Here is a 16,618-nt window from a genome sequence, read left to right on the forward strand (position 1 = left end):
ACCCCGGGCATCGCCTCGCCTACACCACCGGGCGCGTTACCGCATGGTGACGCCGGGGACCTGTCCGCCCGCGTGGGAGAAGTCGACGTCGACGCAGGCGAGCCGGTTCCCCGCCTCGCCGGCGTGGCCGGGCGCGGAGCTCGTGCCGTGGTCGTGGATCACCACCGACCGGGCCATCTTCTTCTCGACCGGCCAGCGCACCTCACTGGCTGCCACGGCGTTGCCGTCGCGGTCGGTGGTGAAGTCGAGCCAGATCTCGTTGTGCGGGTTGGCGTACTTCGGGTTGACCGACGGTTGCACGGGATCGGCGCGCCACTGGGTGTGCGGGCCGGAGTCGTCGGGTGCGCGGCCGCACCTGTTCATGTGGACGTGCGCGCCGTAGTGGCGGTCGGGGACGAGTCCGTTGACGGCGAGCAGGGTCGCCGTCGCGTGCTGGGCCGACACCGACGCGACGGTGACGCGGGCGCCGACCGGAACGAGGCGCTGGTTGTAGGTCAGCGCGCTGGCCCCGGAGTCGGCCGGTTCGAACGTCTCGCTGACGAGGACGGGTGGGTCGGGTGCCGCGGCAGCGCGCGCCGGTGTGGCGGTGCCCGCTGGCGCGGCGGCGAATGCCTGGCCGGCGAGAACCGGCAACGTCGCGAGCACGAGGATCGCAAGCGCGCTGGCCACCGCGAGACGTCTCATCCCCCGAGCATCGACCTGGTCGTCGTACCGGGCGAAGGGACCTTGGTCTGCCGGGTGGCCGGGTCTTTCGTGGGAGTCCGGCAGCGCGAACGGGCGGTCTGCCCGCGTGGTTCAGCCCGGCGAGACGGCGCAGGGCGGACATCCGGTTCGTCGAACGGGCCAGGTGGACAGTCCCGACGTACTGCTTGCGCGTGGCGCACGTCGAAAGTGACGCGCGACCCGCTGACTCATCCTCGGAGCCAAGATCACTTCGAGCTCTCCCACAGGACGACCCGGTTACCCACTGGATCTGCGATCAGTGAGTGCCGGGGCATGTTCTCGCCGTCCGTCGGTGGATAGTGCTCGGACGCTCCGGCGGCGAGCGCGCGCTGGTGAGTTTCGTCGAGTCCGACGACACCCAGACCGAACGCCGAGGTATGCCCGCAGTGGGGCTCCTCGGAGGATCGCACCCTGATGTTCAGGAAGCCAATGGCATCTCCCTCACCGAGGACAACCTGCCGGCTTGTGCCGCCCCAGTTCTCGAGCTGTGTGCCCAGTACCCCGCCCCAGAACGCGCTCGCGGCCTCAAGTGCGGAATCGGAGTCCACCCCGATATTCACCGCGACCAGCCGAAAATCCGTCGCCTTCTTCATCGTTCTTGCGATCCCTTCGACGTCGTGTGCCAGTTGGTCCAACAGCGCCTCAACGCGCCCAGCGCGTTCCTGGAGCGCGGCGCGTTGCCGCGTAAGAACCTCGCGTGCATCGAAAGCGTCACCATTGAGCACCCTGGCGATGTCCTCGGTGGACAGTTCCGCCTCACGCAGGAGTCGGATCCGCCGTGCGGCGTCGAGCTGGGTGCTGCTGTAACGCCGATAACCTGTCCGCGAGTCGACATCAGCCGGACGCAACAGACCGATGTCGTCGTAATGACGAAGCGTCGGGATCGACAGCCCCGTCAGCATCGAGAAGGTCCCAATGGTTACCAGTTCGTCCGGCACGATGACATCTTGCTGTCTCAGGTGACCTGAGAGTCAACTGGTCCGCTGATGGCTGCGTCGAAGGGCAGCCACGTCTCGCTCTCAGCGATCACCCCCTCTCCGCCGGTCCGACCTCCTGAACGCAGACGAGTCGCTTGTGATCACGATGCCCGCGGCTACGGATAACAAGCTCGCCGCCCTCCGCGTACTCCCAAGCCGACTGATGTCACCAGTGAGGCCAAACGACCCGGGACGAGCGAGTGGGCGTCGCGCGAGTAACACGTCCCGGCCGAGGTGTTGTGGTAGCTTCCGCTGAAGAGCGGGGGCGGCGCGAGACAGCGCCACGCACAAGCGACGGCCGGTCCGTTGCCATCCAGATCGGCCAAGTTGCCCCACTCATCACCAGGGCACGAATGGTTGCCGCGCGCCGCCACCGGGGGGCCTTGCCGATCTCGAACCGGAGTGAACCATGGCCAACGAGCTCCCCCTCTGGCCGAACAACGCCCGCTTGGCTGTGAGCTTCTCGTTGATGTTCGAAGGCGGCGGACAGCCCATATCCGGTGCCGGTGGCGTGATTCCCGACCCTGTCAAGGACAACTTGCCCGACATGCCGACCAACGGTGTCTTCCAGTACGGCATCTACGAGGGCATACCACGCCTCCTCGATCTCATGGACACTCACAACGTCAAGTTGAGTGCCTTCATGGTCGGCCAGGCGGTCGACAAGGCGCCGGACCTGGCGCAGGAGGTCGTTCGACGCGGGCACGAAGCAGCTGCGCACGGCCGGACCTGGGAGCCGAGCTACGTCCTGGATGCTGATGCCGAACGCCGCTTCATCGCCGACGACGTAGCCAGCATCGAACGGGCTACCGGGCAGACGCCCAAGGGATGGAGCGCGTACTGGGTGCGCAACAGCGTGAACACGCTCGACATCCTTCAGGGGCTCGGATCACTTACCATCTTGACGAACCGAGCCGGGACGAACCGTTCATCCTGCCGCTGCGAGGCGGGGACTTCGTGACCGTTCCCTACACCTTCCACATGAACGACATCGTCTCCTTCCCCTTCACTGGTTGGAACCCCGCTGCCTATGAACAGGCTCTCAGGGACGAGTTCGACCAGTTGTACGAGGAAGGCGCCACCCGCCGCCGGCTGATGGTGATCAGCCTGCATGACCGCATCTCCGGCCACGCCAACCGCGTGCGGGTACTCAGCCGCTTCCTGACCTACGCGCGGAGCAAGTCCGACGTGTGGTTCGCCCGCAAGGACGAGATCGCCGACTGGGCACTGCGAACCCGCGACCAGACGCCGGTGCTGGACCGAGGCCCCGCACGCGTCCACGGCCTACCAGGATCGGCGGCATAGCTGGCAGCGCGGAAGTCACGTATGGCAAGGCCGGGGGGCGGATTCCGTGCGCGGGCCACGGCAGGGGCTGCCGCGGCCCGCGCGGGATCACGGTCAGTTCGCCCGGGCGGCGAGCGCCTTGAGGACAGCGTCGGCAGCCGCCTCGCCCGATCCCGGGTTCTGGCCGGTGACCAGGTTGTCGTCGACGACGACGTAGGACCCCCAGGCCGGGCCGGCTTCGTGCTGTGCGCCGGCGGTACGCAGGCGGTGTTCGAGGAGCCATGGCGCGTTGTCTGCAAGGCCGGCTTGCCGCTCCTCCTCGTCGGTGAAGGCGGTCAGTTTGCGTCCCTTGAACAGCCAGCTGCCGTCGGGGTTTCCGGCGGAGAGGAAGCTGGCCTGGCCGTGACAGAGCGCGGCGACGACCTTGGTCGAATCAGGCAGCAGCCGTTCCAGGACGCGGCCCATGTCGGGGTTGACCGCGAGGTCCTGCATTGGGCCGTGGCCGCCGGGGATCAGCACGGCGTCGAAGTCCTCTGGATTCACGTCCTCGAGGCGAACCGGTGTGGCCAGCAGGTCCTTGGTCTTCTCCAGGTGGGACGTGATCTCGGCTACCTTCTCCGCGTCACCGAAGTTGGCCTCGATGGTCAGGCTTCTGGCGTCGGCTACCGGGATCTTGCCGCCGGGGGTGGCGATGGTGATATTGACGCCGGCTTCGCTGAGGACGCGGTGCGGCACGGTGAATTCCTCGGCCCAGAACCCGGTCGGGTGCTGCGTCCCATCCAGCTGGGTCCATACCCGGGCAGCGCTCAGCACGATCAGTACCGATGACATTGATCTTCTCTTCTCGCAAACGCGTTTGTGAGCGCCAACCATCGTCCTGACGAGCCGAGTTCCGGTGAGGCGTTACCTACGTGTAGGGTTAGCGCCTAACGTTCGTTGTGAGAGGGGTCACGGTGGCGACCAACGCGGTGCCGCAAGGCCCGACCGACGCGGACCAGCAAGCGTCAGACCTGTGCCGCAGCTCGGATCTCCTGGTGGCCCTGGTGAACACTCGCGCCAGCGAGAGTGGGCGCGTCGAGCTGCTCGGCGACGGGGCGGGGCTCGCGCGCTGGCTGACGACCAACGGGCTCGTCGATGACGGGGTCTCGGTCACCAACGGTGACGCTCTGGCAGCTCAGGAGTTGCGCGCCGCGTTCGTGAGCCTGTTCCGGTCCCATTGCGGGTGCGCGGACGCCCCGGTCGACGAGGCAGAGGCCTATCTGCGGGACATCGGGCTGCGCTACCCGCTGGTGTCCAGGATCAGCGCCGATGGCTACACCCTTGTCCCGGCCCAGACCGGCGTCCCGGGGGCGTTCGGCGCGCTGCTGGCCGCCGCGACCGATCTCGCCGCCCGCGGTGCGTGGTCACGCCTGAAGATCTGCAAGAACACCTCCTGCTACGGGGGGTTCTTCGACAAGACCCGCAACTCCGTGGGTCAGTACTGCAGCCCGGCCTGCGGCTCGCAGATGTCGATGCGCGCCTACCGCAGCCGGCTCAGGAAGAGTTCATCAACTGAGGCCGTAGGCACGAGCCCCGGACACTGACGAGGCACCGCGGGTCACGATCTGCCCGGTCGCCCGCGCGAGGAGCGGCGAGGTTGTGGACTTCTACGTCCACCTCGCCGCCGCTCGGTCCTACTTCTCGGCGGTGCCGGGTTTCCCGCTGATGGACTCCTGATAGATGTCGGCGTAGGTGCGCGAGTCCTTGACCAGGTCGTCGCAGAAGGCAGCGACGTCGTTGCCGATGAGTTCCAGGACTCCCTTGCCGGCAGCGGCGCCCTCCTCGAAGAAATCGACAATCCCTGAGAGTAGGTTCCCGTTAGTGAGGTCGACCGGTCCGATCTTGAAAAGGTACTTCTGAATCTCCTTGTAGACGATCTGATAATCCGGCGGGAGCGCCTTGACCCGCGCCATGTGCGCTCGCCACTGCTTCTTTCCCTCGATGATGTCCTGGATGCCCACGTCAGCCTCCTAGCTGGCCCAGTTTCCTTGCGACGTTCCGGTTCAACTGCTCGCGCCACCGATCGCGAAAGCTCCGAGCCCCTTCCCCGCCGGCCAGCGCCGCGCAGAAGCCCCCGACGTCGTCGCCCAGCACCTCGTGAATGCTCTGCCCACCCGCCGCCGTTTCTTCGAGCAGACCTAGGGCACCGTCGAGGATCGGCATCAGGTTGCGACCGCTGAAGTCTCCATAGGCGGAGAGGTGAAACTTGATCTGTTCCCACCCCCCCCGGAAATCGGCCGGCAATACCGCGGCCCGGGCTTCGAACGCCTTCCATTCCCTGGTGAGGTCGCTGCCGGTAATGGTCTCCCAGAAATTCATCTCCCGCCCTCCCTGAGCTTGTCGATTCGTGATGAGAGGTACTCCCACTTCGCCCAGAACCTCGCGAGTTCTTGGCGCCCCGCATTGTTGAGCGCATAGAACTTGCGCGGCGGACCCATCCCGGATGGTCGCTTCGTCACCTGAACGAGCCCGTTCTTCTCCAGCCGCAGCAAGATGGTGTAGACCGTCCCCTCGATGACGTCGGCGAAGCCGAGTTCGTTCAGCCGACGCGTGATGGCGTACCCATAGGTCTCCTCGCTGCCGATGATTTCGAGCACGCAGCCCTCGAGCGTGCCCTTCAACATCTCCGTCAGGTCGTCCATCGCGGGGTCTCCTCTTCGATCCTCCAGTACTGCGTAGCACCGAGTACCACTATACGGTATCACGGAGTAGCTCGGCGAGCCCTTGCCCGGGGCCAGGTAAGCGACTCGAGTCATCGGCGCCGCGCCTGGTCCCCACCCGCCGCCTCATGTGATCCATGAGGCCGTCGGTCTCGGTCGGCTGATGCACCGCTCGACAGTAGGCTCGCCCCATGCCGCTCCTTCGTCGTGGCGCAGACACGGAGACGACGTTCGTCCTGGCCGGCTTCACTACGCAGGACGCATACGAGCGCAGGGCACCGGACTGGGAGCCACCCGACACCTTCGACTCCCCCGACGCGGCCACCGTGGCCGCACGGTCCTGGATCGAGGCGACCTCGCCACAGGCGCAGGTCGAGGTGATCCAGCTCGCCAGAAGAGCCGGGAAGGTCCTCCGCGTCGTCACCGCCGACGGCCACGACGACGCCGCGTCCCTGCCGATCTAGAACGCGGCGTTGGTCGGCGCCGCGGAGACCGAGCACCTTGGCCCCTGCCGTGACTGTCCCTGCCGTTCCCAGGATGAGCGGGGCGTACCGACGTGAGCCGTTCTTCGCCGATCCTCGAGTGCGAAGACTGTTCGCGACCAAGGGATGCTCATGACCATCACGCTCGTCACCGGCGGCAACAAGGGACTCGGCCACGAGACGGCTCGGCGCCTCATCGAAGCCGGCCACACCGTCTACATCGGCGCCCGCGACGCGGGCCGCGGCCACGCGGCGGCAGACGAGCTCGGCGCACGGCTGCTGCTCCTCGACGTCACCGACGACGCCTCCGTCGATGCGGCCGTGGCGGAACTCACCCGCCGGGAGGGTCGCCTCGATGTGCTGATCAACAACGCGGGAATCTTCGAAGGCATGGTGAAGCCCGAGGATGTCACGGCGGCCGACATGCGTCGGATCTATGAGGTGAACGTCTTCGGCCTGGTGCGGGTGACGCATGCATTCCTGCCTTTGTTGCGTACGTCGGACTCACCTGTGGTCGTCAACGTCAGCAGCGGACTCGGTTCGTTCGGGGTGGTGACCGATCCGGATCGCCACGAGTACGGCTTCGCCCTCCCGATCTACGCGTCCTCGAAGGCGGCGGTGAACATGCTCACCGTGCAGTACGCCAAGGCCTTTCCTGAGCTGCGTACCAACGCCGTCGAACCCGGGTTCAGTGCGACCGACCTGCACGGCATGAGTGGGGCCGGCATCCAGAGCGTCGAGGAGGGCGCCGAGATGATCGTGCGGCTCGCGACCATCAGCCCGGACGGGCCTGTCGGCACGTTCTCCGACCGGGCCGGAGTCCTGCCCTGGTGACTCCTGGCTCCGGCCGGGCGCCGCGGTAGTGCTCATCGTCGCCATCGGGGCACGCCGCCAGAGGCCTCGCCGGTGTCGAGCCTGCGGTGGATACTTGCACGGTGCGTGACCTCGTGGTTCGCAACGGCCCGGTCCAACTGGCGGTCCGTGTATTTGGCCGAGGGGCCAGCTGTGTCGTCCTGGTGCACGGGTATGGGACAAACCTGCTGTCTTGGCTCCCCCTGGTCCCCAGACTTGAAGACCACTTCACCGTCGTCGCATACGACCGCCGTGGCCACGGCCACTCATCTAGCGCCGACAGCTACGCCATCGACGACCTGGCCAGCGATGTCGGCGCAGTTGTCGACGGGATCAACCTCGTCCGACCGCTACTGGTGGGCCACTCGGTCGGTTCCTGGGACGTGCTGACATACGCGGCGTCCGAGTCCAACGTTGTCGGCGTGGTGTGCCTGGACCAGGCCATCGCCGTCGACGATCCGACCTGGCAGGCAACCTACCGGCCTACAGCCCGCGAGGAGCGACTGGCCCAACTTGCTGAGGATCCGCTCTTGACCCAGGGGTACACCCAAGCTGAAGTTGATCACCTCATGCTCAAGGCGAAGTGCGCCCCTGGGCTACAGCCGTGGAGCGCCTACGGCCCGATGGTCCGCCGAAACGTCACCAAACAGAGTGGTGACCTGTTCTGGGTCAGACCTTCCATCACTGACCGCCTGCTGCTCGAGCAGGGCTGGCAGACCGTGATCAGCGAACCGTACGACGCGATCGCTTGTCCAGTCACCCTCGTGCTCGCCGAACGCAACACGGGCCCGTTTCACAATGCATTACACCGGCTCGCGACGCGACGGAACCTTCGCTCGGTCTCGGTTGACGCCGATCACGACGTACACGTAGAACGGCCCACGGACATCGCGGAGCTGGTGCGAAGCATGGGATAAGCAGAGCGGGCCGTCGCCCGCCTCCAGCGGTCACCCCAGCAGGAGTGGGCGTCAACGCAGCTCGCGCGACATACGGGTGAGGAACCCATCGTCACCCGTCCAGATCAGTCCAGCCTCGCTCGATCACGCTCCGGAACGGCACCGACGTCGCTCGGATGTCCATCACGGTCCGGGTTCGTCCGCCTGCCTTTTGCACGCGGGCTACACGCCGTCTACTCCTCCTACCTTGCAAAGGCGTTCCCGCTTCCCGGCCCAAACGTCTTCAGGCAGGTCCGGCGCAACCACTACTGGGCGATCTGCGCGGGTGGCCCGACGAGTGTCCAGCCCTTGTCGTCACGCGTGAAGCGGACGACAAGGGTGCCGAGGCCGAACGGTCGGGCGCCCTCGCGAGGCGCTGCCAACGCGTCGAGAGCGATCGTGACTTCGCCGGAGTCCGCCACGTCGGTGCGCAGTCGGACACAGGCCTGGCGGCCGCACATCCTTGTCAGGGACGGAGAACCTGTCGGCGCGGCGTTCGTCGGTGGGACGTCACCAGCCGGGCGGTTTGACCGTTCCCATGGCGCGGGTGACCGTGATCTCGATGACGACACGGTTCGGGTTCACGCGCGGGGGCTTGTAGCGCTCGGCGTACCGGCGCTCGGCGTCGGCGACGGATTCGGGGTCGTCCCTGACCACGGCCGTGCCCTCGATGGTGCACCAGCGGCGGCCTTCCGCCTGGCTGAGCGCGACGCGGGCACCGGGGCCGGCCGCGCGCAGGTTGCGGACCTTCTTGCTGCCGGCGCTGGCGATGACCCGGGCGATGCGAGTGTTCGGGTCGTAGGTGGCGCCGACAGGTACGAGGTGGGTGGTTCCGTCGAGGCGCGGCGTGGACAGGAAGCACACCCGGCGTTCCTGCCAGAACGTGTCGTCGGGAGAGGTCACGTCATGACCTTGTTGATGAAGACCGTCAGGTTGGTCTGCGTGCGGGCGATCTTGTCCTCCACGGAGATCGTCTCGTCGTAGCCACTCCCCGACGCCGGGTGCTGGATGCTGCGGGCATACAGGGAGCAGGCGAGGTCCGTACACAGATACTGCCCCACCGTGTTGCCCTGGCGGCCGGCCTCCCCGGTGCGGCGCGCGGTCATCAGCGCCACGCCGCCACCAGCGTGGGTGGTCAGGCACAGCGAGCACATGCTGCGGGTGGTGAAGCCACGTGCGGTCGCCTTCACCGCACGGAACGTGAGTCCGAGGAGGTCGCCGTCGTGTTCCGCGACCAGGTAGGCGCGTTCGGGGGCGCCGGGATCTCGCCAGCCGAGGAAGTCGAGGTCGTCCCACGGGCGCTCGTCGAGGTCCCTGGGGACGGCCAGACGCTTGGCCTCGCCCTTGGAACAGTTGACGAACGATGCGCGGATCTCCGCCTCCGTGAGGTGTCTCATGTGCAGGGAGGCTAGCTCGCCTAATATGATTAGGCAAAACCTTAATTCAATTAGTCGACGGAGGTCCGCGTGGCACGCACGGGCATCACCCCCGAGCGCCTCACCCAGACGGCGGCGGAGCTGGCGGACGAGATCGGCTTCGACAACCTGACCGTCTCGGCGGTCGCGCGCAGGCTCGGCGTCAAGGACCCGAGCCTGTACGCGCACATCCGCAACGTCCGGCAGCTGAGGACGCTGGTGTCGCTGCTCGCCCTGGAGGAGTTGGCCGACGCGGCCGCCGCGGCGCTGGCCGGGCGCGCGGGCAAGGACGCGCTGGTGGCGTTCGCCAACACCTACCGCGACTACGCCAGGAAGCATCCCGGCCGGTACGCCGCGGCCCAGTCCGAGCTCGACAAGGACACGGCACTCAACAGCGCCGCGCCCAGGCACTCGCAGTTGACCCGGGCGATCCTGCACGGCTACGACCTGCCCGAGCCGGACCAGACCGACGCGGTGCGCTTCCTGCACGCCACGTTCCACGGGTACGTGAGCCTGGAGATGGTGGGCGGCTTCGGCCACACCGCGCGCGAGGCGGACGCCTCATGGGCCTGGGTCCTGGAGACGCTCGACTTCGCCCTGCGAAACCGGCCGATGACCGGCGACCGTCGCTGACCGCCGCCGAGCCGCACCGTCACGAAGGTCGGACCTCGAGCAGGTTGCGGCCGGTGATGGTGAACAGCTTGCCGTGGTCGTAGGCGAGCATCGGGAAGCTCGTGGGATCGGCCGTGAGCCCGTCGACGACGACCTCGGTTGCCAGGCTGCCTGGCGTGACCCGCACCAGGCGCTGGTGGCTCACGGCGAACAGTCGGTCGTCCGCCACCACCAGGCCCGTCCGGGCGGTCGCGATCGTGGCCGTACCCAGCACAGCGCCGGACCGGGCGTCGACCGCGAACAGCACGCCCGCGTTGGTGGTCCCGTAGAGGACGTCGCCGAGCACCGCCAGGCTCAGAATCGAGACCGCACCCGACACCGGGACGATCTCGGCGATCCTGCGGCGTGTCGCCAGGTCGAACGACACGACCGTCGCCGATGCCGTCGCGCCCGAGGGTCGTTCGGTGCCGACGTAGCCGATGTCTCGCGAGGGGTGCGCGGCCGTGGACACGTGGGCGTGGCCCTCGACGAGATTGCGGTAGACGTTGAGCTCGCTGGTGTCGAGTTGGAGGATCGACAGCGCTCCGCCGACCTTGCCGTAGTCGGGGCTGCTGGCTACCAGCAGGAGGTTGCGGCGTGCGTGGGCGGCGATGTCCCCGGGACGGTTCTGCTCGTTGCCGATCATCGCGACCACCGTCGTCTGCCCGGTTGCCGGGTCGTGGCGGACGATCGACGCCGATGGGTACGTCGCGATGTAGAGGAAGCGGCCCACGTGGGTCATGGCCTTGGCCTCCCCGGCGATCCGGATTCGGCTGGTGGCCTCCGGGCGGGCGGGCTCGTGCACTTCCACGCCGCCGTGCCCGCCAACGTACGCCTGCCGGCCGAACATGCTGTGCACCGACTGCGGCAGTTCGGGCGCCGTTGGCATGCCCGCGGCCTGGAGGTCGGCCATGGTCATGGCTGCCGTGGCGATGTCGTACGTCCACATCGTGGCCGAGTTGGTGAAGACGACCACCTTCCCGCCCCGGACGTGCACCGCGGTGACAAAGTCACCGTCGGCCGTCGTGGCAAGCTGGGTCGTCGTGCCCGTGACGAGGTCGAGGTGCCACAACGCGTAGCCCGCACCGAAGTAGACGTCGTTGCCGTCTGTCGCCATCTTCCCGATGGTGATGACGCCGTCGGGATGGACGATCCGGTACGAAGTCGGGTCGCTCTTGTCGACGATCGCGATCTGACCGGTTCCGTGCGTACCCGCGATGACGTGGGTGCTCGTCTGGGCGAGCTGGTAGACGAAGGCCTCGCCGGCGAGTTCCGGTGGCGTGATGTCCTTCGCGGTGCCGCTCGCACGGTCGATCGCGACGAGGTGCGCCTGCGCGCCCACGCCGGCATAGATGGTGTCGGCGTCAGCGATGATGCTGCGTACGTAGGTCTGTCCGGGCAGAGCGACCGCGACCGCGCGCACCGCTCCTGTGGCCGGGTCGAGTTCCCACACCTTGCCGTCGGGGTAGGTGCCGAGGTAGATCTTCCCGTCCGGCGTGCGGCACATGTCCCACACGTACGTCGCGCCGGGCAGGTTGCCGAGCCGGTCGAGCGCCATCGTCTCGGTGTCGAACCGATACAGGTCGGCGACCGTGTGCGTGCCGATGTAGATCGTGGTGTCGTCGGCCAGGCTGGCCCAGGCACCTCCACCGGTGGGCAGCTCGGTCAGGTTGACGGCGTGCTCGGCAGCCGCGTCGAAGATTCCCAGCCGCGCGGGCAGCATCAGATGGGACACGATGTAGGGCTGGTCGCCGACGAATCCCCCGCTGAGCGTGTTGCATGCGAGTGCGGCGGGGCCGAGGTCGACCGTTGCCGCTGGGGCCCCGAACGCCGCGGTGGAGCCGGAGACCGCCAGGCCGGTGCCGCCGATCGCGGGTACGGCGGCAAGCGCGGCCGCACGGAGTACGGAACGACGGTCCATGATGTGCCTCCGCAAGCGACGGGAATACCGGTCCGGACCAGAATCCTATGTCAAGGTCTGTGGATTGGATACTGGTCGGACGTGGCGCGTGGGACTCGGCCATCGGCGACCGGCTTGCCGAGGCGCGGCGAAGGACAGTCGACGAACCCGAGCCAGGCTTGTGAAACAGGCGCCCCTTCACACGGCTGCACCGAGCGGCCGCCTGGCAGGATGTCGCGTATGACAACACCTGAGGAGCGGAGGAAGAACGCTCAGGCGGGCTCGTTCGGAACCGCGGCGGAGGCCTACGAGCGTGGCCGCCCGCCCTACCCGCCGGAGGCAGTGACCTGGTTGGTGCCCGAGCACGCGAAGATCGTCGTCGATCTCGGTGCGGGTACCGGCAAGCTGACCCGCGCGCTGCGTGCCCCGGGCCGGGAGGTCGTCGCGGTGGAGCCTTCTGCCGGCATGCGCGAGCGGTTCTCGCAGGTGCTTCCTGATGTGCCGGTACTGGAAGGGACTGGAGAGTCGATCCCACTTCCGGACAGGAGCGCGGATGCCCTGGTCTGCGCGCAGGCGTGGCACTGGGTGGACCCGGAGCGGGCGGTTCCAGAAGTTGGCCGGGTGCTGCGCCCGGGCGGGTGGCTGGGCCTGGTGTGGAATCTCCGCGACGTGTCGGTGCCCTGGGTCGCGGAGCTGGACCGGATCCTGCGCGACTACGCCGCGGCTCCGACGGAAGACCGACAGGTGGAGCGCGTGGGCGCGCCGTTCGGGCCAGTCGAGCGGCAGGACTTCCGCTGGCGTTACCCGATGACGGCTGATGACGCCATGGACATGGTCGCCTCCCGCAGCTACGTGATCACTCTGGAGCCCGCGATCCGCGAGGAACTGCTGGGGCGGGTCCGCGCACTCCTGGACACAGAACGTCCAAGTGGCATGCCCTACGTGACAGAGTGCTATCGAGCCGAGCTCCGACAACCCTGAGCGTCGGCGCTGCACCATTCGTGTCCGCACCGTCCGGGATCTCGTCCTGGGCGGTGCGGACGACACCCCGTCCTCACCGGGTCCCGGGTCGGTATGTGAGGCCGAACCACGTCCACTCCACCAGACAGCACGACGAACAGCGGCCGGCACAGAGACGCGACGTCAGGTGCCCACTCTCCGGGAGAGTTCCTCGAGGATGTCGCACAGATTGTCGTGGACAATCACGTCGTCCAGGGTCGCCTTGGACAGAAACCCGGCGGTCGCGATTCCCTGCAGCGTGTTGAACAGGGGTTGCCAGAACTCCTCATTCAAAAACCCGACGGGCTTGCGGTGGAAGCCGAGCTGCCGCCAGGTCCACACCTCGAAGATCTCCTCCAATGTGCCGAGGCCTCCGGGCATCGCGACGAACGCGTCGGCGTAGCCGGCCATTATGGCCTTGCGTTCGTGCATCGAGTCGCAGACGCGCAGGACCGTCACATCTGTTCGTGCCCACTCACGTTCGACCATCGCCTGCGGGATCACGCCGATCACCTCGCCGCCGGCGTCCAACGCTCCCTGGGACAGGGCACCCATCAATCCGGCCCGCCCACCGCCGTACACGAGTCCGATGCCATTTGCTGCCAACTCTTCGCCAACGCTGTAGGCCAACTTGGCGAAGACCGGTGAGGTTCCACTCGTGGATCCGGTGAACACGGCGATCCGTTTCACGGTGGGTCGCAGATCACTGCTCATGCGGAGCCTAGTAGGACTTTGTCATGTCGATCATGGTGGGGCGAGTGTTTCGATGTGGTCGATGGTGACTTCTTGTCGGCAGGTGGGGCATGCGCCGGCGATGAGGGCGAGCACGATTTGTAGCTCGTGTACGACTGCGTACAAGCTCAGGCCGGCGCATCCTGTTTTGGGTCGAGTCTGACCATGGTGCAGAAAGCTTGGGCGATCGCGACGAGTGTGACGTGGCGGTTCCAGCCGGTCCAGGAGCGTCCTTCGAAGTGGTCGAGGCCGAGCCCGGTTTTCAGTTCGCGGTAGTCATGTTCGATCCGCCACCGGATCTTTGCCAGGTCGACGAGCTGATCGATCGGTGTGTCGGCAGGCAGGTTAGAAAGCCAGTAGTCGGTAGGCTCGTTCGCCTCATCGGGCCATTCGACCAGCAGCAGCTTCGCCGGCAAGGTCCCATCGTCTGCGCGAGGGATGTCGCGGTTGGCCGGACGTACCACGAACACCGCGAACTTCGAGGTCATGGCAGCACTCGGATTACCTTTCGTTTTTCTGGTCCCCTGCCGCCACGCCACCTCCTGGTAGGCATCGCGGCCGGCCGCCATGGCGATCTCGCGCAGACTCGATGCCGGCTTCGGGTAGTGGGGCTTGGGACGTCTGCCAGGACCACCGGTGGGTGGCGGTGTCACCGGCTCCGCTTCGCCGGGGTGGGCGCTGGTGCCGGCTTTGAGTGCGACCACATAGTCCAGGCCACGTTCTTCCACGCCGAGCCGGAACCTGGTGCAATCCCCATATCCGGCATCGGCAACGACGGGAAGCCTCGGCGACCCCCATTCGGTCTGCTCATCAAGCATGTCCAGCGCGAGCCGCCACTTCTCGACATGCCTCACGTCGTCAGGGACTTTGGATTCGGCTCGCTTCCGGCGGACCTTCTCGGCCTGCTCGGGATCATCACAGGCCTTGTCGTCCCAGCTTTCCGGGCAGAACAACCGCCAGTCAACCGCCGCCGAGCAGGTGTCGTTGACCGCGTGAACACTCACCCCGATCTGGCAGTTGGCGGTCTTGCCCAACGTCCCGGAATACTGCCAGGCCACACACGCCGAGGCAGGCCCGTCCTTGGGGAATCCGGTGTCGTCGATCACGTATGCCCGCGGCCCAATCGCCTGCGCAGCCCACGAGCTCAACCTGCGCCGCACCGCGGTGAAATCCCATGTCGAGGAAGTGACGAACTGCTGCAACCGCTGATGATCCACACCCAGCCGCTCCGCCATCGGCTGCATCGACTTACGCCGACCATCAGTCAACAGGCCACGCAGATACAACTCACCCGTGGCACGCTGATCCGAACGCGCAAGACAACCCAGCATGTCGGCTGCGAACTCGCCAAGCCTCGGCCGCAACTCCGCTATCTGATCAGGAGTCATGCACCGACCATGTCAGAACATCAACCACAGAACACGAAACGACACACCTAACAAAGTACTACTAGCAAGCTGTCCCAGATTCGGGATACAGTCCCAGATATGAACGAGACCGAGGCGTGGACAGCCGCAGCACAAAGCTCCGACCCCGAGCAGGTGGAGGACCGTCTGGCGGGCCGACTCGCCGCACTGCGGGTCGAACGCGGCTGGTCGCTGGACGAACTGGCGCGACGAACAGGCATCAGCAGGTCGACCCTGTCACGGCTGGAACGCGCGGAGATCAGCCCGACGGCGGCCATGCTGGGCAAGCTGTGCACGGCGTACGGGAGAACGATGTCCCAACTGCTCGCCGAGGTGGAGTCGGAGTCGCCACAGCTCGTGCGAGCCAGCCAGCAGTTGGTCTGGCGAGACGGACCGTCCGGCTTCACCCGACGGTCCGTGTCCCCACCCCACCCGGGACTGCGCGGCGAGGTCATGGAAGGGCTCCTGCAGCCGGGGGCCGACATCTCCTACGACCGACCGCCCGTGCCGGGACAGGAGCAGCACATCTGGGTACTGGCCGGCGTTCTGGAGATCACCCTGGACGGTGACGTGCACGAACTCCAGACCGGCGACGTCCTGCGGTTTCGCCTCTGGGGGCGTTCACGGTTCCGCAACCCGGGCCCGAATCCGGTCCGGTACACCGTGTTGGTCGTCCTCCAGTGAGCGTACGCGCCGCGGCGAACCCAGTAGTCCCCAGGCAGGACCCCGAGGGAAAGGATGGCAATCAGTGAGCAGGGACGGCGTACCGACGGGAGACCTCAAGGTGCGAGACGCCTCGACGGACGACGCGCAGGCATGCGCGGCGATCTATGCACCGTACGTCAGGGACACCGCGATCACGTTCGAGATGGAACCGCCCACACCGGCAGACATGGCACAGCGCATCGCCTCCGCGCTCCGCACCCACGCCTGGCTCGTCCTCGAAGAGCACGGCCGGGTCGTCGGCTACGCCTACGGCAGTCCGTTCAGGCCTCGTCCGGCCTACCGCTGGTCGTGCGCCTTGAGCATCTACCTGGAGCCCGGTCGACGCCGCACGGGTGCCGGCCGCGCCCTCTACGAGGCACTGTTCGCCCGGCTGGCGGAGCGAGGATTCCGTACCGCGGTCGCCGGAATGACATTGCCGAACGACGCGAGTGTCGGTCTCCATCACGCCATGGGCTTCGAACCCGTCGGAACCTACCGACGCATCGGCTGGAAGCACGGAGCATGGCACGACGTCGCGTGGGTCCAGACAAACATCACCAGCAGCGACGACCCTCCCGCCGAGCCCAGTTGACGGAGCCGATCGGGGCGACCTTCGCAGCATTGCGGCTGCCCTACGGCAAGGTGGGCGCAAGTCCTCCGGCCGGGTGAGGCAGCGCTCCATCGCGGCCGAGTGGGAGCTGGCCGGGTTACGTCTTGGTGTCGAACGGCTCTCTGTGAGCGGGGCGCGACCCTGCCGCCAGAATCGCGTCGAATTCAGGTCTTGTCGTCGGCCGGGACTGTGTCTACGCTTCCGGATCATTTCATCCAGCACGACGGCGTTTCATGTCACGAAACTTC

General features: G+C 66.9%; 22 protein-coding genes. 10 read left to right on the forward strand and 12 right to left on the reverse strand.

The annotated features are described in order from the left end of the window. Positions 1–36: 36 nt before the first annotated feature. Together HEB94_RS33920 and HEB94_RS33925 are read right to left on the reverse strand one after the other, a co-directional pair. Positions 37–684, reverse strand: a complete 648-nt coding sequence (locus HEB94_RS33920; RefSeq protein WP_202896718.1) for a superoxide dismutase — start codon at positions 682–684, stop codon at positions 37–39. 245 nt (positions 685–929) lie between these two features. Beyond that, positions 930–1,661: a MerR family transcriptional regulator gene (locus HEB94_RS33925; protein WP_192753612.1), complete on the reverse strand. Its 732-nt coding sequence runs from the start codon at positions 1,659–1,661 to the stop codon at positions 930–932. Between the two features lie 448 nt (positions 1,662–2,109). Here HEB94_RS33925 and HEB94_RS33930 point away from each other — a divergent pair, with 448 nt between their 5' ends. Together HEB94_RS33930 and HEB94_RS33935 are read left to right on the forward strand one after the other, a co-directional pair. Further along, positions 2,110–2,661 carry a polysaccharide deacetylase family protein gene (locus tag HEB94_RS33930; protein WP_192753613.1) on the forward strand — a complete coding sequence of 184 codons (552 nt, stop codon included), beginning with the start codon at positions 2,110–2,112 and terminating at the stop codon, positions 2,659–2,661. Then, positions 2,658–3,005 (forward strand): polysaccharide deacetylase family protein, encoded by a 348-nt coding sequence (locus HEB94_RS33935; RefSeq protein WP_192753614.1) that lies wholly within the window; start codon positions 2,658–2,660, stop codon positions 3,003–3,005. Before HEB94_RS33930 ends, HEB94_RS33935 begins: the two co-directional genes overlap by 4 nt. 93 nt (positions 3,006–3,098) lie before the next feature. Here the strand turns inward: HEB94_RS33935 and HEB94_RS33940 are convergent, their stop codons facing one another. Next, a complete protein-coding gene (locus tag HEB94_RS33940; protein ID WP_192753615.1) occupies positions 3,099–3,815 on the reverse strand; it encodes a type 1 glutamine amidotransferase domain-containing protein in 717 nt (238 codons plus the stop codon). A 122-nt stretch (positions 3,816–3,937) separates the two neighbouring features. Here HEB94_RS33940 and HEB94_RS33945 point away from each other — a divergent pair, with 122 nt between their 5' ends. Next, on the forward strand, positions 3,938–4,567 hold the full coding sequence (locus HEB94_RS33945) for an ABATE domain-containing protein (protein WP_192753616.1): 630 nt from the start codon (positions 3,938–3,940) through the stop codon (positions 4,565–4,567). Between the two features lie 90 nt (positions 4,568–4,657). Here HEB94_RS33945 and HEB94_RS33950 read toward each other — a convergent pair whose 3' ends face one another. Genes HEB94_RS33950 through HEB94_RS33960 form a run of 3 tightly spaced genes read right to left on the reverse strand, consistent with a single transcriptional unit; the run spans position 4,658 to position 5,665 of the window. Beyond that, the gene (locus HEB94_RS33950; RefSeq protein ID WP_192753617.1) at positions 4,658–4,984 is read right to left on the reverse strand and encodes a DUF1048 domain-containing protein; all 327 of its coding nucleotides are present in this window, start codon (positions 4,982–4,984) and stop codon (positions 4,658–4,660) included. A 1-nt stretch (position 4,985) separates the two neighbouring features. Continuing rightward, positions 4,986–5,342, reverse strand: a complete 357-nt coding sequence (locus HEB94_RS33955) for a DUF1048 domain-containing protein (RefSeq protein ID WP_192753618.1) — start codon at positions 5,340–5,342, stop codon at positions 4,986–4,988. After that, positions 5,339–5,665, reverse strand: a complete 327-nt coding sequence (locus tag HEB94_RS33960; RefSeq protein ID WP_192753619.1) for a PadR family transcriptional regulator — start codon at positions 5,663–5,665, stop codon at positions 5,339–5,341. Before HEB94_RS33960 ends, HEB94_RS33955 begins: the two co-directional genes overlap by 4 nt. 209 nt (positions 5,666–5,874) lie before the next feature. On the opposite strand from HEB94_RS33960, the gene HEB94_RS33965 reads away from it, so the two are divergent. The 3 genes from HEB94_RS33965 (at position 5,875) to HEB94_RS33975 (ending at position 7,934) form a co-directional block, all read left to right on the forward strand. Next, positions 5,875–6,147, forward strand: coding sequence for a hypothetical protein (locus HEB94_RS33965; RefSeq protein ID WP_192753620.1), 273 nt, complete (start codon positions 5,875–5,877; stop codon positions 6,145–6,147). 150 nt (positions 6,148–6,297) lie between these two features. Beyond that, positions 6,298–6,999 (forward strand): SDR family NAD(P)-dependent oxidoreductase, encoded by a 702-nt coding sequence (locus tag HEB94_RS33970; protein WP_192753621.1) that lies wholly within the window; start codon positions 6,298–6,300, stop codon positions 6,997–6,999. A 182-nt stretch (positions 7,000–7,181) separates the two neighbouring features. Further along, positions 7,182–7,934 (forward strand): alpha/beta fold hydrolase, encoded by a 753-nt coding sequence (locus HEB94_RS33975; RefSeq protein ID WP_337918575.1) that lies wholly within the window; start codon positions 7,182–7,184, stop codon positions 7,932–7,934. A 284-nt stretch (positions 7,935–8,218) separates the two neighbouring features. On the opposite strand, the gene HEB94_RS33980 is transcribed toward HEB94_RS33975, so the two are convergent. The 3 genes from HEB94_RS33980 to HEB94_RS33990 are packed head-to-tail and all read right to left on the reverse strand — an operon-like array spanning position 8,219 to position 9,349. Beyond that, entirely contained in the window at positions 8,219–8,413 is a 195-nt protein-coding gene (locus HEB94_RS33980) for a hypothetical protein (RefSeq protein ID WP_192753623.1), read from the reverse strand. A gap of 49 nt (positions 8,414–8,462) precedes the next feature. Beyond that, a complete protein-coding gene (locus HEB94_RS33985) occupies positions 8,463–8,855 on the reverse strand; it encodes a TIGR03618 family F420-dependent PPOX class oxidoreductase (RefSeq protein ID WP_192753624.1) in 393 nt (130 codons plus the stop codon). Beyond that, positions 8,852–9,349, reverse strand: a complete 498-nt coding sequence (locus HEB94_RS33990; protein ID WP_192753625.1) for an FBP domain-containing protein — start codon at positions 9,347–9,349, stop codon at positions 8,852–8,854. The genes HEB94_RS33985 and HEB94_RS33990 overlap by 4 nt, the downstream gene beginning before the upstream one ends. A 69-nt stretch (positions 9,350–9,418) precedes the next feature. On the opposite strand from HEB94_RS33990, the gene HEB94_RS33995 reads away from it, so the two are divergent. Beyond that, positions 9,419–10,000, forward strand: a complete 582-nt coding sequence (locus HEB94_RS33995) for a WHG domain-containing protein (RefSeq protein WP_192753626.1) — start codon at positions 9,419–9,421, stop codon at positions 9,998–10,000. 19 nt (positions 10,001–10,019) lie between these two features. Here HEB94_RS33995 and HEB94_RS34000 read toward each other — a convergent pair whose 3' ends face one another. Then, positions 10,020–11,939, reverse strand: coding sequence for a PQQ-binding-like beta-propeller repeat protein (locus tag HEB94_RS34000; protein WP_192753627.1), 1,920 nt, complete (start codon positions 11,937–11,939; stop codon positions 10,020–10,022). A 219-nt stretch (positions 11,940–12,158) separates the two neighbouring features. Between HEB94_RS34000 and HEB94_RS34005 the strand changes: the two genes are divergently transcribed. Next, the gene (locus tag HEB94_RS34005; RefSeq protein WP_192753628.1) at positions 12,159–12,899 is read left to right on the forward strand and encodes a class I SAM-dependent methyltransferase; all 741 of its coding nucleotides are present in this window, start codon (positions 12,159–12,161) and stop codon (positions 12,897–12,899) included. Between the two features lie 162 nt (positions 12,900–13,061). Here the strand turns inward: HEB94_RS34005 and HEB94_RS34010 are convergent, their stop codons facing one another. Both HEB94_RS34010 and HEB94_RS34015 read right to left on the reverse strand, forming a co-directional pair. Beyond that, entirely contained in the window at positions 13,062–13,631 is a 570-nt protein-coding gene (locus tag HEB94_RS34010) for an LOG family protein (RefSeq protein ID WP_202896719.1), read from the reverse strand. 146 nt (positions 13,632–13,777) lie between these two features. Beyond that, positions 13,778–15,037, reverse strand: a complete 1,260-nt coding sequence (locus HEB94_RS34015) for an IS701 family transposase (protein WP_192753629.1) — start codon at positions 15,035–15,037, stop codon at positions 13,778–13,780. 99 nt (positions 15,038–15,136) lie between these two features. Between HEB94_RS34015 and HEB94_RS34020 the strand changes: the two genes are divergently transcribed. Further along, the gene (locus tag HEB94_RS34020; protein WP_192753630.1) at positions 15,137–15,739 is read left to right on the forward strand and encodes a helix-turn-helix domain-containing protein; all 603 of its coding nucleotides are present in this window, start codon (positions 15,137–15,139) and stop codon (positions 15,737–15,739) included. Positions 15,740–15,803: 64 nt separating this feature from the next. Further along, on the forward strand, positions 15,804–16,352 hold the full coding sequence (locus tag HEB94_RS34025) for an arsinothricin resistance N-acetyltransferase ArsN1 family B (RefSeq protein ID WP_192753631.1): 549 nt from the start codon (positions 15,804–15,806) through the stop codon (positions 16,350–16,352). Positions 16,353–16,618: the final 266 nt, after the last annotated feature.

It is taken from the genome of Actinopolymorpha pittospori (assembly GCF_014873875.1).
Classification (GTDB): domain Bacteria; phylum Actinomycetota; class Actinomycetes; order Propionibacteriales; family Actinopolymorphaceae; genus Actinopolymorpha; species Actinopolymorpha pittospori.